The organism is Citrobacter freundii complex sp. 2025EL-00176 (genome assembly GCF_053309355.1).
On record NZ_JBRYHT010000008.1, the window covers coordinates 1 to 15,187 of the forward strand.

A 15,187-nucleotide genomic window follows, 5' to 3' on the forward strand; every position below is an offset into this window, starting at 1 on the left:
TGGCGTATATTACGCTTTCCTCTTTCAGAGTCAACCCTCATTTTCAGGTTTTTCTCTTCAACCGACCGGGCTGTTTGCGTGAAGTGATTCACATCCGCCGTGTCGATGGAGGCGCATTATAGGGATCCCATTTTTTAGCACAAGTGTTTTTTGGATCTTTTTTGCTGAATGCTTGTTTTTCACCCCTTTCGCTACATTCCTGCGCAATTTGGCTGATTTTTGATAGATAAATCACTTGCACAGTCTCGATAATCCAACCAAAGTCTTCATTACCGCTCTATTTTCGCTGAGGTAAACATGTCTGATGTACTGCGCCCTTATAAGGATCTTTTCCCACAGATCGGAGAACGCGTGATGATCGACACCAGTAGCGTCGTCATTGGTGATGCCCGTTTAGCTGATGATGTCGGAATTTGGCCACTGGTCGCGATCCGTGGCGACGTGAACTACGTGCAAATCGGTGCGCGTACAAACATTCAGGACGGCAGCGTTCTACATGTCACACATAAATCTACATCTAATCCGCAGGGCAATCCGCTAATCGTAGGTGAAGATGTGACAGTTGGTCATAAAGTCATGCTGCACGGTTGTATCATTGGCAACCGCGTATTAGTCGGCATGGGATCAATTCTGTTGGACGGTGTCGTTGTTGAAGACGACGTTATGATTGGGGCGGGAAGCCTGGTTCCGCAAAACAAACGCCTGGAGAGTGGATATCTGTACCTGGGAAGCCCGGTTAAGCAGATCCGTCCATTGAGCGATGAAGAGAAAGCAGGCTTGCAATACTCAGCTAACAACTATGTTAAGTGGAAAGATGAGTATTTAAGTCAGAGTAGCCACACCCAACCCTGAGCGTCTTCCTGCTGGTCCTGGATCAATGCTTCGGCCTCTTCCTCCAGGTCCCAGCGATGTACTCGAAAGATTTCCAGCCACTGTTCAGGCGTCTCGCCGCCAAAGCGGGACGCCAACATCTTTCCCGATATGGCGCATGTTAACTGCATGCCATGAACCATTGCAGGGAAAACAATGGCATTCACATCCGTCCGCCATTCTTCTCGATCGGGAAACTGGATCGCCTGATTCATGCCGACAATTCCTGTTGCATGCTTTTAATGACCGGCTCAATCTGGGGTAAAACGCCATGCCAGAGTAAAACGGCATGTGCAGCTTGTCCCACCAGCATCCCCAGACCATCGGCATACTGTTTCGCTCCATGCTTTTCACACCAGGAAAGGAACGGCGTATTCCCTTTCTGATAAAACATGTCGTAGCAGTAGACGGAGGGATGGATAAGAGATGCCGGAATAGACGGGACCTCACCGTTAATACCGCTGGACGTCGCGTTAATAATCAGATCAAAGCTGTGATTATCAAGTTCGTCCATTCCCACCGCCTGCACGCTACCGGTATGAGAGAAGAGCTGTGCCAGTTCTTCAGCGCGGGAGGCCGTACGATTAACAATGGTCACCGCACAATCCATAGAAAGAAGAGGTAGCAATACCCCACGGGATGCACCGCCCGCACCAATCAGCAGAATTCGCGAGCCGGGACGAATGAAAGATAAACGCTCAAGATCGCTTAATAAACCGATACCATCCGTGTTATCTCCCAGCAAACGACCATCCTCCAGCCGTTTAAGGGTGTTGACTGCACCAGCTAGCGATGCCCGATCTGTTAATTCATCGGCACGCGCAAACGCCTCTTCTTTAAAAGGAACGGTGACATTTGCCCCCTTACCCCCCTCAGCAAAAAAGGCGTTCAGCGAATTCACAAAGTCATTGATCGGCGCCAGTACACGTCCATAGGCGTAATCAATCTTCAACTGCTCTGCAAATTGCTGATGAATAAAAGGTGATTTACTGTGCGCTATCGGATTACCAAAAACAGCATAGGCTTCTTTCATATTACCCCTGTCGAAACTGTTCACCCGTCAGTGCATCACGGATCTCCGAAGGATTCAAACGCCCTCCGGTCTCTCCTTCAACAACGGGAAAGTCTGTACCGAACTGTGCGCGGACTTCCTCTACCGTTCGGCAAGGCGGTAAGCCACTCAAATTAGCACTGGTGGAGACGATAGGTTTGCCATAAGCCTGGCACAGTGCAACCACCAGCGGATGATCGGTGACACGCACGGCCAGCGAATCAAAACGACCAGTCAACCAACGAGGTGTAGTCGCAAGCGCCGGGAAAACGAAGGTGACGGGCCCCGGCCAGCGAGCGAAGATAGCCTCACGTTGAGCATCAGTAAGCGAGCTATCGTCAATATAGGACTTAAGTTGCTCAAAGTTGGCCGCAATCAAAATTAAGCCTTTCTCGACCGGACGTTGTTTTAGTTCCAACAAACGGCTAACTGCCGTTTCGCTGTCGGGATCGCAGCCGACACCAAATACAGCTTCTGTTGGATAGGCGATGACTTTCTCTTGGTTCAGTACCTCTATTGCAGCAGCGATAGGGCCTGTGGGCAGGTTATTATTCACTTTTTTATTCCGCCGAAATCGGCTTTCCACATTGTTTACTGGCACAGAAATGCTTCACACCCTGCGCGGTTTTCTTTTCGATGAGTAGCGGATAATGGCACTCTGGACACTCTCCGGCTAACGGTTTGAAGTTAATGACAAACTGGCACTCCGGATAGCGATCGCAGGAGTAAAAAGTTTTGCCATAACGGGAACGCCGCTGGACCAGGTGACCGGTCTGGCATTGAGGACAGACGATTGCTGTTTCATCAGGCTTGTCGATAAGCTCGGTGTGATCGCATGCTGGATAGTCACTGCATCCGATAAACATCCCGAATCGCCCCTGTCGCAACACCAACTCTGCGCCACATGCAGGGCAAAACTTACCCTCCAGAACTTTGACAATATGCCCGTCCGCCGATGATTTCAGCGGACGGATATAATCGCATTCTGGATAGTGTGAACAACCGAGAAACGGACCGTGTTTCCCGGAGCGAATAACCAGTTCGGCCCCGCATTGTGGGCAGGGCTCGTTTTTACGCACCGTAAACAGTGCTGATTTAGCCATAACAACTCATACTGAATGAAGATTGATTAATGCAGCATACCTTCATTCACTTCAAAGAGTAATTCTTCCATTTGTTGATAGGCATTTTCACAACCCGGAATGTTGAATAGCACCATCAGGATCACCCACTTCAGGTCTTCCAGATCAAACTCTGCCGTATCCAACGCGAGTACGCGCTCAATGACCATTTCTCGCGTTTCGAGGTTTAGCACCTGAATCTGTTCCAGGAATAGCAAGAATCCGCGACAGCTCGCATCCAGCCGTTCACATTCTTCTGCAGTATAAATACGCAGAGAAAGAGGGTCAGACGCTAGCTGCATAGGTTCGGCAAGGCCATCCTGATAATCAGCAAGCTTTTCCAGCCACAGTAACGCGTTGTAGATGTCTTCACGATCAAAACCAGCGTCGGTAAGATCCCGTTCCAGTTTGTCCTGATCCACACGCAGCTCAGCTTCGTTATGGATATATGTCTCAAACAAATACATTAGTACGTCGAACATGGCATGCCCTCCTCAATCGGACATAGCCGCCGGGTACAGCTGCGATCCATCCTGCTAACTCCAGTTCGAGTAGTTGAGCCACTACCTCTGGCACAGGTTGGCCGGCACGTTCAGCGACGACGTCAACAGGTGTTACCTCATCTCCTACGTTAGCCAGGAGCTCAGGAAATGGCAATGCCACCTCTTCGTGATCTGGCGAATAAATTGATTTTTCAGGTTCATCTGGCAACCATTGCAGCCCATATTGCAAATTTTCCAGAATTTCCTCTGGTGCGGTCACAAGGGTGGCTCCCTGCTGAATAAGCCAATGTGGACCTTCACTTCCCGGACTCCCAATCGGTCCAGGTAAAGCAAAAACCTCCCGCCCTTGTTCCAGCGCACAGCGTGCCGTGACCAATGAACCGCTACGCTGCGCGGCTTCAACGACCAGGACACCTTTACTTAGACCACTGATAATACGATTTCGTCGGGGAAAATTGCGCGGCAACGGGAGCGTATCTAATGGGAACTCAGACACCAATGCGCCTCCGGACTCAATCAGACGTTCAGCAAGACGGACATGCTGCCGTGGATGAATGGTTTCAAGCCCATTTCCCAGCACCGCAATACTCGTACCTTGTCGGTTTATCGCCGCATTATGCGCTACGCCATCAATTCCCCGGGCCAGCCCACTGGTTATCGTCACCCCAAACGCGGCAAGCTTTTCGCAAAATAATCGCCCCCAACGTTCGCCATACCATGAATGCTGACGACTGCCGACGACGGCCACCTGAAATGAATGCAGGCATGCGGGAATACCGGCAACGAAAAGTAGCCCAGGATAATCTTCAATCGCGCGCAACTGGGGCGGATAATGCTCGCTGTCGGCAACCACTAAATGGTGATTCGGCTGCTTCAACCAGCACAGCGTTTTTTCCAGCAACTGTTCTGAAAAGGTTAAAAAGCGCATGGCCTGGCGGGAAGATAATCCTGCATGCTGGAGTATCGTGTTGTTAATATATGGTTGGGCATTGAGCCAGTGGGCAAGGCGCACCATCTCATCACCATACAGTTCATTCACTTGCGCTAAACGTAGCCAAATTTCAAGTTGGGTCATCCCTGTTCCCCTGCCACAAGCAGTCCTGGCAATCTTTGCGATTGGTCACTGATGCTGTCAATCAGAGGGGGTTTTGTCTAGAATAGAGGTAATAATCTTTTCAACTCCTGAACACAACTCTGGATAACTATGTCAGTTTTGCAAGTGTTACATATTCCGGACGAGCGCCTTCGCAAAGTCGCAAAACCGGTTGAAGAAGTGAATGCAGAAATTCAGCGTATCGTTGATGATATGTTCGAAACGATGTACGCGGAAGAGGGTATCGGTCTGGCCGCAACACAGGTCGACATCCATCAGCGCATCATTGTCATTGATGTCTCTGAAAATCGCGATGAGCAGTTGGTTTTAATCAACCCGGAGCTGCTGGAGAAAGATGGCGAAACCGGCATTGAAGAAGGTTGCCTGTCTATCCCCGAACAGCGTGCGTTAGTACCACGCGCTGAGAAAGTAAAAATTCGTGCGCTCAATCGCGACGGTAAATCTTTTGAACTGGAAGCCGATGGCCTGCTCGCTATCTGCATTCAACATGAAATGGATCACCTGGTCGGTAAACTGTTTATCGATTATCTGTCTCCGTTGAAGCAACAACGTATTCGTCAGAAAGTTGAAAAACTCGACCGCCTGAACGCCCGAGCTTAAGGACAAGAATCAACGTGTCAGACTCACTACGTATTATTTTTGCGGGTACACCTGACTTTGCAGCGCGTCACCTTGACGCGCTGTTGTCTTCTGGACATAACGTCGTTGGCGTGTTTACCCAACCGGACCGCCCCGCGGGACGCGGTAAAAAGCTGATGCCCAGCCCGGTAAAAGTGTTGGCAGAAGAAAAAGGGATACCGGTTTTCCAGCCCGTCTCTCTTCGCCCTCAGGAAAACCAACAGTTGGTTGCTGATTTACACGCAGACGTGATGGTGGTAGTGGCATATGGACTGATTCTGCCAAAAGCCGTGTTGGAAATGCCGCGCCTGGGTTGTATCAACGTTCACGGTTCCCTGCTCCCACGCTGGCGTGGCGCAGCACCGATTCAACGTTCACTGTGGGCTGGCGATAGCGAAACGGGTGTTACCATCATGCAAATGGATGTTGGTCTCGACACCGGTGATATGCTGCTTAAGCTCTCCTGCCCAATTACGGCAGAAGATACAAGCGGTTCGTTATACGACAAGCTGGCAGACCTGGGGCCCCAGGGGCTGATTGAAACGCTAAAACAGCTGGCTGCTGGCACGATAAAACCCGTTGTACAAGATGAATCACTGGTTACGCATGCAGAGAAACTCAGTAAAGAAGAGGCCCGTATCGACTGGTCACTTTCGGCCGCTCAGTTGGAGCGCTGCATCCGCGCCTTTAACCCGTGGCCAATGAGTTACATCGTCATCGACGAACAACCAGTAAAAATTTGGCAGGCGACGGTTATCGATACGCCCGCTAACGCTGAACCAGGCACAATTCTGGAAGCGACCCGTCAGGGTATCCAGGTTGCAACAGGCGACGGCATCCTGAATCTCGTCTCTTTGCAGCCCGCCGGCAAAAAAGCCATGAGTGCGCAGGATCTGCTTAATTCGCGCCGGGAGTGGTTTGTGCCCGGAAACCGTCTGGCCTGACGGTTCATCTCTTTAAGCCCGGTGTGACCGGGCATTTTTATTTTTGCACTTATGAAAAAACATCTTAATTTACGCAGTATGGCGGCCCAGGCCGTCGAGCAGGTTGTCGAAAAGGGGCAATCATTAAGCAATGTGCTGCCCGCCATGCAGCAAAAAGTTGCCGATAAAGATAAAGCGCTGTTGCAAGAGCTTTGCTTCGGCGTATTGCGCACACTCTCGCAACTGGAGTGGATGATCCAGCAACTGATGGAACGTCCGATGACGGGCAAACAGCGCACCGTTCACTACCTGATCATGGTGGGCTTCTACCAACTGCTGCACACCCGTATCCCACCCCATGCTGCGCTGGCAGAAACCGTAGAAGGCGCGGTGGTGATCAAGCGTCCACAGTTGAAAGGACTTATCAACGGCGTGTTGCGCCAGTTTCAGCGCCGCCAGGATGAACTGCTGGCCGAGTTCGCACAAAGCGATCTACGTTTCTTACACCCCTCCTGGCTGGTAAAACGCATTAAAGCCGCTTACCCGCAGCAGTGGGAAGCCATCCTTGAGGCTAATAACCAACGTCCGCCTATGTGGCTCCGTGTTAATCGCAACCACCATACGCGCAACGCCTGGCTGGACCTCCTCGCCGAAGCAGGATTAACCGGTTTCCCACATCCGGATTACCCGGATGCGGTCCGTCTGGAAACGCCGGCTCCTGTACACGCCCTGCCTGGTTTTGACGAAGGGTGGGTGACCGTGCAGGATGCCTCTGCCCAGGGCTGTGTCAGCTATCTACAGCCACAAAACGGAGAGCAGATCCTTGATTTATGCTGCGCTCCCGGCGGCAAGACTACCCACATTCTGGAGGTCGCGCCAGAAGCGAACGTGATGGCTGTTGATGTCGATGATAAACGCCTGTCTCGCGTGTATGACAACCTGAAACGCCTGGGTATGAAAGCAACCGTGAAGCAGGGTGATGGTCGCTATCCACAGCAGTGGTGCGGTGATCAACAATTTGACCGAATTTTGCTGGACGCTCCATGTTCTGCTACTGGTGTGATTCGTCGCCATCCGGATATCAAATGGCTGCGTCGCGATCGTGACATTGCCGAACTCGCTCAGTTGCAGGCCGAGATCCTCAACGCGACCTGGACACACCTTAAGCCTGGCGGCACGCTAGTCTATGCAACCTGTTCTATTCTGCCAGAAGAAAACCAACAGCAGATCGCCGCGTTCCTTGCACGCACACCGGATGCGGTGTTAAGCGAAACCGGTACGCCAGAGCAGCCGGGACGTCAGAATTTACCGGGTGCAGAAGATGGCGATGGCTTCTTTTACGCTAAGCTAATCAAAAAGTGATGAGATAACGGGTCGCGACTGATGAAAATTATCATTCTTGGCGCAGGACAAGTTGGCGGTACGCTGGCGGAAAACCTGGTCGGAGAGAACAACGATATCACGGTAGTCGATACCAATGGTGAGCGTCTGCGCAGCTTGCAGGACAAGTTCGATCTCCGCGTCGTGCAAGGACATGGTTCACATCCCCGTGTATTGCGTGAGGCTGGTGCCGACGATGCCGATATGCTGGTTGCCGTAACCAGCTCAGATGAAACAAATATGGTTGCCTGCCAGGTAGCTTATTCCCTGTTTAATACGCCTAACCGTATCGCCCGTATTCGTTCACCGGATTACGTTCGCGATGCGGACAAGCTATTCCAATCCGAGGCTGTCCCTATCGATCATCTGATTGCGCCTGAGCAACTGGTCATCGATAGCATTTATCGCCTGATTGAATATCCGGGCGCATTGCAGGTTGTGAATTTTGCCGAGGGAAAAGTCAGTCTGGCTGTCGTGAAAGCGTATTACGGCGGACCGCTAATCGGTAATGCGTTGTCCACAATGCGCGATCACATGCCGCATATCGATACCCGCGTTGCGGCGATATTCCGTCATGACAGGCCAATTCGCCCGCAGGGCTCTACCATCGTTGAAGCGGGTGATGAAGTTTTCTTTATCGCGGCATCACAGCACATTCGCGCCGTCATGAGCGAGCTACAGCGTCTGGAAAAGCCCTACAAACGCATTATGTTAGTCGGTGGCGGTAATATCGGCGCGGGGCTGGCGCGGCGTCTGGAAAAAGATTACAGCGTCAAACTGATCGAGCGTAATCAGCAGCGCGCATCGGAGCTTGCAGAGAAACTGCAAAATACAATCGTCTTTTTTGGCGATGCTTCGGATCAAGAGCTGCTGGCGGAAGAACATATCGATCAGGTTGATCTGTTCATCGCGGTGACCAACGACGATGAAGCTAACATCATGTCGGCGATGCTGGCTAAACGAATGGGCGCCAAAAAAGTGATGGTGCTGATCCAACGCAGAGCGTACGTCGATCTGGTACAGGGCAGCGTGATCGATATTGCGATTTCACCGCAGCAGGCGACCATCTCCGCACTCCTGAGCCATGTGCGTAAAGCTGATATTGTTGGTGTTTCATCACTACGCCGCGGCGTAGCGGAAGCCATTGAAGCCGTTGCACACGGTGATGAGACAACATCTCGGGTGGTAGGTCGCTCGATTGATGAAATTAAACTTCCGCCTGGCACCATTATTGGCGCTGTTGTACGGGGTAATGATGTGATGATTGCCAATGACAACCTGCGTATTGAACAGGGCGATCACGTTATTATGTTCCTGACAGATAAAAAGTTTATTACCGACGTCGAGCGCTTATTCCAGCCAAGCCCCTTCTTCCTGTAATAATTTGGGCGCTAATATGGCGCCCTTTTTATTTCCCTTTATTTATCAGGGCCTAATAATTTTTCCTTTCCGCAATACATAAATGGAAATTGCCTAAACATTTGTTAAACTTATAAACGTCAGCTGCATAGGGAGAATAAAATGAGCATTATTAAAGAGTTTCGCGAATTCGCGATGCGCGGGAATGTTGTCGATTTGGCGGTGGGTGTCATTATTGGTGCGGCATTTGGTAAGATCGTTTCATCACTGGTTGCCGATATCATCATGCCGCCACTGGGGTTGTTAATTGGTGGGATTGATTTTAAACAGTTTGCTTTAACGTTACGTGATGCGCAGGGAGACATCCCGGCGGTAGTCATGCATTACGGCGTATTCATTCAGAATGTCTTCGATTTCATTATTGTTGCGTTTGCTATCTTTATGGCAATCAAACTGATCAATAAATTGAATCGTAAAAAAGCTGAAGAGCCAGCGGCGCCCCCTGCACCATCTAAAGAAGAAGTATTACTAAGTGAAATTCGTGACCTGCTGAAAGAACAGAACAACCGCTCTTAAGCGTTCATTGAAACAAAAAGGCCAGTGGTAAAAAAGTGCTTCACTTTCTTGCCACTGGCCTCCCAGTTTCCCCGATTGCCATGTTTACCTTTACGTAGATAACTTCCCTTCCCTTTCTTATTTTTCTCAACGCGCTGTCTGAACAGTGGATCATGCAGAAGCGCCTCAATGGCGTTGTCCTTTATCTGTCCTTTGGTATGCTGATAACGGCTCATACTCTCTCCAGTTTGTGGGGGTAATTTACGCCGGGAGTGTAGACCTGACCGTGCAAAAAATCAACGGTCTGATATTGTCCCACTGGCGCCTTGTTCAAGTGCTTCAAGAATAGAACAGTACACACTGCTATGTGCTTTACCACAGCATGCATCATTTAATCGCTGTAACGATCGTTGCATCGCCTGAAGCTCCGCTATGCGCGCTTCGACCTCTTGTAATCTTTCCTGAACAATCCCTTTTGATTCCTGGCAAGTATGGTGCTCTGGATCTATGCGGATCGAAAGCAGCTCGCGAATCGACTCCAGTGTAAAACCAAGCTGACGGGCATAACGAATAAATTTAAGACGCTGAAGATCGCTTTCCGTGTAGAGACGAAACCCGCCTTCTGTACGTACTTCATGCTCCATCATCTGCTGCTTTTCATAGTAACGGATAGTATCCGGCGTCACGTCAGCCAGCTTCGCTAATTCACCAATTCGGTACATGCTCTCTCCGCTATTTGTCGTTGATCTTCTGTAGCAGCTTATCTGCGTATTCGCCGTGTAAAAACTCGGTGCTAAGTCCAGCTTGTCGAAGTTTTAGCTCCAGTAGCGACAACCGACGACTGACTTCCTGATAACTGGGATCATCTTTGCGGATCCCCGCGAGTATTTCAAGCAGCTGGATTGCCTCTCTGCGCTGCTCAAGCTCAGGTGGAAGGCAACCTGCATTTTTTAATAAACGATATCCGGCCCGAAGTTCAGGCGGAATATGGGAATCATCGTCAAGGGTAAGCGGTTCGCCTGTACCAGGTAAATCATCAAACTCGCCTTTAGACTGTGCAGCAATAATATGGCGCTCCGCCCACTGGTCCAGTAACCACATATAACGCTCCAGGGGATGAACAAAAAGAGTACAGATATTGTAGATAAGTGGGGATAGGGCGGATATAAAAAAACCCGCCGAGGCGGGTTTTTTTACGTTACTACAGATTACTCTGCAGCAGCTTCTGTTTTCTCTGAACGATCAACCAGCTCGATGTATGCCATCGGCGCGTTGTCGCCTGCACGGAAACCACACTTCAGAATGCGAGTGTAACCACCGGCGCGGCTCGCGAAACGCGGGCCCAGTTCGTTAAACAGTTTTGCCACGATCTCGTTATCACGAGTACGGGCGAATGCCAGACGACGATTAGCTACGCTATCAGTCTTGGCAAGAGTAATCAGCGGCTCAACTACGCGACGCAGCTCTTTCGCTTTCGGCAGAGTCGTCTTGATGATTTCATGACGAACCAGTGAACCTGCCATATTGCGGAACATAGCCTGGCGATGGCTGCTGTTGCGGTTCAGTTGACGACCACTCTTACGATGGCGCATGACCTTATCCTTCTCAGTAAAACCTTAACCTGTGATCCGGTTACTCGTCAGCGATGCTTGCCGGTGGCCAGTTTTCCAGGCGCATGCCCAGAGACAGTCCACGGGAAGCCAGCACGTCTTTAATCTCAGTAAGAGATTTTTTACCAAGGTTAGGCGTCTTAAGAAGCTCAACCTCAGTACGCTGTACCAGATCACCGATATAGTGGATAGCTTCTGCTTTGAGGCAGTTAGCAGAGCGGACAGTCAATTCCAGATCGTCAACAGGGCGCAGCAGGATCGGATCGAATTCTGGTTTCTCTTCTTTAACTTCCGGCTGACGTACATCACGTAAGTCAACAAAAGCTTCCAGTTGTTCAGCCAGAATGGTTGCCGCACGACGAATCGCCTCTTCAGGATCGATTGTGCCGTTGGTTTCCATTTCGATGACCAGCTTGTCCAGGTCGGTACGCTGTTCTACACGCGCTGCTTCAACATTGTAGGCAATACGCTCTACAGGGCTGTAGCATGCGTCGACCAGCAGACGGCCGATTGGGCGCTCATCTTCTTCCGAATGAATTCGGGTAGAAGCCGGCACATAACCACGACCGCGCTGAACTTTGATGCGCATACTAATAGATGCGTTCTCATCGGTCAGGTGGCAGATCACGTGCTGTGGCTTGACGATTTCGACATCACCATCATGGGTAATGTCGGCTGCAGTCACAGGGCCAATGCCAGATTTATTCAAGGTAAGAATAACGTCATCTTTACCCTGAACTCTCACCGCCAGCCCTTTCAGGTTGAGCAGGATTTCCAGGATATCTTCCTGAACGCCTTCTTTGGTGCTGTACTCATGTAGTACACCATCAATCTCAACCTCGGTCACCGCGCAACCCGGCATCGATGAGAGCAGAATACGGCGCAGTGCGTTACCCAAAGTATGGCCAAAGCCACGCTCTAAAGGCTCAAGGGTCACCTTGGCGTGCGTCGAACTCACTTGCTCGATATCTACCAGGCGCGGTTTTAGAAACTCTGTCACAGAACCCTGCATTGTGTCCTCTCTTTGGTACTAAGCTTTACTTGGAGTAAAGCTCGACGATCAGGTGTTCGTTAATGTCCGCAGACAGATCAGAACGCTCCGGCTTACGCTTGAACGTACCTTCCATCTTGCCAGCATCAACTTCCAGCCAGGTTGGCTTTTCACGCTGCTCAGCCAGCTCCAGAGCGGCTTTCACGCGAGACTGCTTCTTCGCTTTCTCACGAATGCTAACAACGTCATTCGGACTAACCTGATAAGAAGCGATGTTAACAACACGACCGTTTACCATAATTGCTTTATGGCTGACCAGCTGACGTGCTTCTGCACGAGTGGCACCGAAGCCCATACGGTATACAACGTTGTCCAGACGACCTTCCAGCAGACCCAACAGGTTTTCACCGGTGTTGCCTTTCAGACGTGCTGCTTCTTTGTAGTAGTTACGGAACTGACGCTCCAGCACACCATAGATACGGCGAACTTTTTGCTTTTCACGCAACTGCACACCATAGTCAGACAGACGCGGTTTACGCGCACCGTGCTGGCCAGGAGCTTGTTCAATTTTACACTTGGTATCGATCGCGCGAACGCCAGACTTAAGGAATAAGTCAGTGCCCTCACGACGGCTCAGCTTGAGCTTAGGACCCAAATATCTTGCCATTTTCTTTCTCCAACAATCCTAGAAACGACAGCGTTATACGCGACGTTTTTTCGGCGGACGACAACCGTTATGAGGGATCGGAGTCACATCAGTAATATTAGTGATGCGGAAACCAGCGGCGTTCAGAGCACGAACAGTAGATTCGCGACCTGGACCCGGTCCTTTGACCATAACTTCCAGATTCTTGATACCGTATTCTTTTACGGCTTCAGCGCAACGCTCTGCTGCAACCTGAGCTGCAAACGGAGTGGATTTGCGAGAACCACGGAAACCGGAACCACCGGCTGTTGCCCAACCCAGTGCGTTACCCTGACGATCAGTAATGGTAACGATGGTGTTGTTAAAAGAAGCATGGATATGAGCCACGCCGTCAGAGACTTGTTTTCTTACACGTTTACGTGCACGAATTGGTGCCTTTGCCATTATTCAATCACCCCGATTATTTCTTGATCGGTTTGCGCGGACCCTTACGGGTACGTGCGTTGGTCTTGGTACGCTGACCGCGAACCGGGAGACCACGACGATGACGCAAACCGCGATAGCAACCAAGGTCCATAAGGCGCTTGATGCTCATGCTAACTTCACGGCGCAGATCACCTTCAACGACAAATTTGGCAACTTCGTCACGCAGCGTGTCGATTTGTTCTTCAGACAGCTCACTGATCTTAACATCTTCAGCGATACCCGCTGCAGCCAGAATGGCTTTAGAACGGGTCTTGCCGACGCCGTAGATCGAAGTTAATGCGATCACAGCATGTTTCTGATCAGGAATGTTAATGCCTGCTATACGGGCCACTATGCACTCCTACTATTTAATATGTACGCACCATGCTGAAAAGCCCGTTTTCAGGATACTCAAATGGAAACGCACAGACATACAAAAGATTGGCTGGCTAATCTAGCCAGCTCAACCCAACTTTGCAAGAAAAATATGCGAATAAATCAGCCTTGGCGCTGTTTATGCTTCGGCTCGGCACTGCAAATCACACGGATGACACCATCACGCTTAACGATTTTGCAGTTACGGCATAATTTCTTGACGGAAGCACGAACTTTCATTTTTACTCTCCGTAACTTCTCGGGCGACTGTTAACGGCCGTAGCCTTTCAGATTCGCCTTCTTCAATGCAGACTCGTACTGACTTGACATCATCAGAGTTTGCACTTGAGCCATAAAGTCCATAATCACGACAACAACGATAAGCAGTGAGGTCCCACCGAAGTAGAACGGTACTTTCATTGCATCACGCATGAACTCCGGGATCAGGCAGATAAAGGTAATGTAGAGCGCGCCAACTAAAGTCAGGCGGGTCATTACTTTATCGATATACTTCGCCGTTTGCTCTCCCGGACGAATTCCTGGTACAAATGCACCGGACTTCTTCAGGTTATCTGCTGTTTCACGCGGGTTGAAAACCAACGCCGTGTAGAAGAAACAGAAGAATATGATTGCAGACGCATAGAGTAACACATAAAGCGGTTGCCCAGGCTGCAAATACAGCGAAATTGTTGTCAGCCAGTTCCAACCAGTCCCGCCCCCGAACCATGACGCGATGGTCGCCGGGAACAGAATAATACTGGAAGCGAAGATTGCCGGGATTACCCCCGCCATATTCACTTTCAGCGGTAAATGTGTGCTCTGTGCAGCATAGACACGACGACCTTGCTGACGTTTCGCGTAGTTTACCACAATACGGCGTTGACCACGCTCAACAAATACAACAAAGAACGTCACTGCAAATACTAATACTGCAACCAACAGCAACACGAGGAAGTGCAGGTCGCCTTGACGCGCTTGCTCGATAGTATGGGCAATGGCTGGCGGGAGTCCCGCAACAATACCGGCGAAGATAATGATTGAGATACCGTTGCCGATACCACGTTCAGTAATCTGTTCGCCCAACCACATCAGGAACATAGTCCCTGTAACCAGACTTACAACAGCGGTGAAATAGAATGCAAAGCCTGGATTCATTACCAGGCCCTGCATACCAGGCATATTCGGCAGACCGGTAGCAATACCGATCGACTGGAATATTGCCAGCACCAGAGTACCGTAGCGGGTGTACTGGCTGATCTTACGACGACCAGACTCCCCTTCTTTCTTAATTTCTGCCAGCGTTGGGTGAACCACCGTCAGCAGCTGGATAATGATCGACGCCGAGATATACGGCATGATCCCCAGAGCAAAGATAGAAGCACGGCTGAGAGCACCACCAGAGAACATGTTAAACATTTCAATGATGGTGCCTCGCTGTTGCTCAAGCAGTTTGGCAAGTACAGCGGCATCAATACCAGGGATCGGAATGAAAGAGCCAATACGGAACACAATAAGCGCACCGATTACAAACAGCAGTCTGCGTTTCAGCTCGCCTAAGCCACCTTTGGCACTTTGAAAATCTAATCCCGGTTGTTTAGCCATCTGC

General features: G+C 50.4%; 22 protein-coding genes. 6 read left to right on the plus strand and 16 right to left on the minus strand.

Features of this window, described 5'->3' with window-relative positions:
* Positions 1-297 precede the first annotated feature (297 nt).
* Entirely contained in the window at positions 298-852 is a 555-nt protein-coding gene (locus ACVXHP_RS15640) for a gamma carbonic anhydrase family protein (protein WP_447571792.1), read from the plus strand.
* On the opposite strand, the gene ACVXHP_RS15645 is transcribed toward ACVXHP_RS15640, so the two are convergent.
* The 6 genes from ACVXHP_RS15645 to dprA are packed head-to-tail and all read right to left on the minus strand — an operon-like array spanning position 828 to position 4,620.
* Positions 828-1,085, minus strand: a complete 258-nt coding sequence (locus ACVXHP_RS15645) for a DUF1488 family protein (RefSeq protein WP_042312114.1) — start codon at positions 1,083-1,085, stop codon at positions 828-830. The two genes, ACVXHP_RS15640 and ACVXHP_RS15645, sit on opposite strands and share 25 nt — an antisense overlap.
* Positions 1,082-1,903, minus strand: a complete 822-nt coding sequence (aroE, locus tag ACVXHP_RS15650; RefSeq protein WP_447571793.1) for a shikimate dehydrogenase — start codon at positions 1,901-1,903, stop codon at positions 1,082-1,084. Before aroE ends, ACVXHP_RS15645 begins: the two co-directional genes overlap by 4 nt.
* A 1-nt stretch (position 1,904) precedes the next feature.
* A complete protein-coding gene (tsaC, locus tag ACVXHP_RS15655) occupies positions 1,905-2,477 on the minus strand; it encodes an L-threonylcarbamoyladenylate synthase type 1 TsaC (RefSeq protein ID WP_200009548.1) in 573 nt (190 codons plus the stop codon).
* Between the two features lie 4 nt (positions 2,478-2,481).
* Entirely contained in the window at positions 2,482-3,024 is a 543-nt protein-coding gene (locus tag ACVXHP_RS15660) for a DNA topoisomerase family protein (RefSeq protein ID WP_079940097.1), read from the minus strand.
* A gap of 26 nt (positions 3,025-3,050) precedes the next feature.
* Complete coding sequence (gene smg / locus ACVXHP_RS15665; RefSeq protein WP_038634635.1) at positions 3,051-3,524, minus strand: DUF494 family protein Smg; 474 nt, start codon at positions 3,522-3,524, stop codon at positions 3,051-3,053.
* Positions 3,496-4,620 carry a DNA-protecting protein DprA gene (dprA, locus tag ACVXHP_RS15670; RefSeq protein ID WP_447571794.1) on the minus strand — a complete coding sequence of 375 codons (1,125 nt, stop codon included), beginning with the start codon at positions 4,618-4,620 and terminating at the stop codon, positions 3,496-3,498. The genes smg and dprA overlap by 29 nt, the downstream gene beginning before the upstream one ends.
* A 129-nt stretch (positions 4,621-4,749) precedes the next feature.
* On the opposite strand from dprA, the gene def reads away from it, so the two are divergent.
* The 5 genes from def to mscL all read left to right on the plus strand — a co-directional run bounded on the left by def (position 4,750) and on the right by mscL (position 9,515).
* On the plus strand, positions 4,750-5,259 hold the full coding sequence (gene def, locus ACVXHP_RS15675; protein ID WP_038634641.1) for a peptide deformylase: 510 nt from the start codon (positions 4,750-4,752) through the stop codon (positions 5,257-5,259).
* 14 nt (positions 5,260-5,273) lie between these two features.
* A complete protein-coding gene (gene fmt, locus ACVXHP_RS15680) occupies positions 5,274-6,221 on the plus strand; it encodes a methionyl-tRNA formyltransferase (RefSeq protein ID WP_042312102.1) in 948 nt (315 codons plus the stop codon).
* Between the two features lie 51 nt (positions 6,222-6,272).
* Positions 6,273-7,562: a 16S rRNA (cytosine(967)-C(5))-methyltransferase RsmB gene (gene rsmB, locus ACVXHP_RS15685; protein WP_316130706.1), complete on the plus strand. Its 1,290-nt coding sequence runs from the start codon at positions 6,273-6,275 to the stop codon at positions 7,560-7,562.
* Between the two features lie 21 nt (positions 7,563-7,583).
* On the plus strand, positions 7,584-8,960 hold the full coding sequence (trkA, locus tag ACVXHP_RS15690) for a Trk system potassium transporter TrkA (RefSeq protein ID WP_447571795.1): 1,377 nt from the start codon (positions 7,584-7,586) through the stop codon (positions 8,958-8,960).
* Positions 8,961-9,101: 141 nt separating this feature from the next.
* The gene (gene mscL / locus ACVXHP_RS15695) at positions 9,102-9,515 is read left to right on the plus strand and encodes a large-conductance mechanosensitive channel protein MscL (RefSeq protein WP_003031152.1); all 414 of its coding nucleotides are present in this window, start codon (positions 9,102-9,104) and stop codon (positions 9,513-9,515) included.
* Here mscL and arfA read toward each other — a convergent pair.
* The 10 genes from arfA to secY all read right to left on the minus strand — a co-directional run bounded on the left by arfA (position 9,512) and on the right by secY (position 15,183).
* A complete protein-coding gene (arfA, locus tag ACVXHP_RS15700; protein ID WP_200009553.1) occupies positions 9,512-9,730 on the minus strand; it encodes an alternative ribosome-rescue factor ArfA in 219 nt (72 codons plus the stop codon). The genes mscL and arfA overlap by 4 nt on opposite strands.
* A 60-nt stretch (positions 9,731-9,790) precedes the next feature.
* Positions 9,791-10,216 carry a Zn(2+)-responsive transcriptional regulator gene (gene zntR / locus ACVXHP_RS15705; RefSeq protein ID WP_042312097.1) on the minus strand — a complete coding sequence of 142 codons (426 nt, stop codon included), beginning with the start codon at positions 10,214-10,216 and terminating at the stop codon, positions 9,791-9,793.
* A gap of 10 nt (positions 10,217-10,226) precedes the next feature.
* Positions 10,227-10,595, minus strand: a complete 369-nt coding sequence (locus ACVXHP_RS15710; RefSeq protein ID WP_038634662.1) for a DnaJ family domain-containing protein — start codon at positions 10,593-10,595, stop codon at positions 10,227-10,229.
* A gap of 107 nt (positions 10,596-10,702) precedes the next feature.
* The gene (gene rplQ, locus ACVXHP_RS15715) at positions 10,703-11,086 is read right to left on the minus strand and encodes a 50S ribosomal protein L17 (RefSeq protein ID WP_001216370.1); all 384 of its coding nucleotides are present in this window, start codon (positions 11,084-11,086) and stop codon (positions 10,703-10,705) included.
* A 40-nt stretch (positions 11,087-11,126) separates the two neighbouring features.
* Positions 11,127-12,116, minus strand: a complete 990-nt coding sequence (locus ACVXHP_RS15720) for a DNA-directed RNA polymerase subunit alpha (protein ID WP_003031139.1) — start codon at positions 12,114-12,116, stop codon at positions 11,127-11,129.
* Positions 12,117-12,141: 25 nt separating this feature from the next.
* Entirely contained in the window at positions 12,142-12,762 is a 621-nt protein-coding gene (gene rpsD / locus ACVXHP_RS15725; RefSeq protein WP_003031138.1) for a 30S ribosomal protein S4, read from the minus strand.
* Positions 12,763-12,795: 33 nt separating this feature from the next.
* Entirely contained in the window at positions 12,796-13,185 is a 390-nt protein-coding gene (rpsK, locus tag ACVXHP_RS15730; protein ID WP_003031137.1) for a 30S ribosomal protein S11, read from the minus strand.
* A gap of 16 nt (positions 13,186-13,201) precedes the next feature.
* Positions 13,202-13,558, minus strand: coding sequence for a 30S ribosomal protein S13 (rpsM, locus tag ACVXHP_RS15735; protein WP_003031135.1), 357 nt, complete (start codon positions 13,556-13,558; stop codon positions 13,202-13,204).
* Positions 13,559-13,704: 146 nt separating this feature from the next.
* Positions 13,705-13,821, minus strand: coding sequence for a 50S ribosomal protein L36 (gene rpmJ, locus ACVXHP_RS15740; RefSeq protein ID WP_000868187.1), 117 nt, complete (start codon positions 13,819-13,821; stop codon positions 13,705-13,707).
* A 30-nt stretch (positions 13,822-13,851) separates the two neighbouring features.
* A complete protein-coding gene (gene secY / locus ACVXHP_RS15745) occupies positions 13,852-15,183 on the minus strand; it encodes a preprotein translocase subunit SecY (RefSeq protein ID WP_001118864.1) in 1,332 nt (443 codons plus the stop codon).
* Positions 15,184-15,187: the final 4 nt, after the last annotated feature.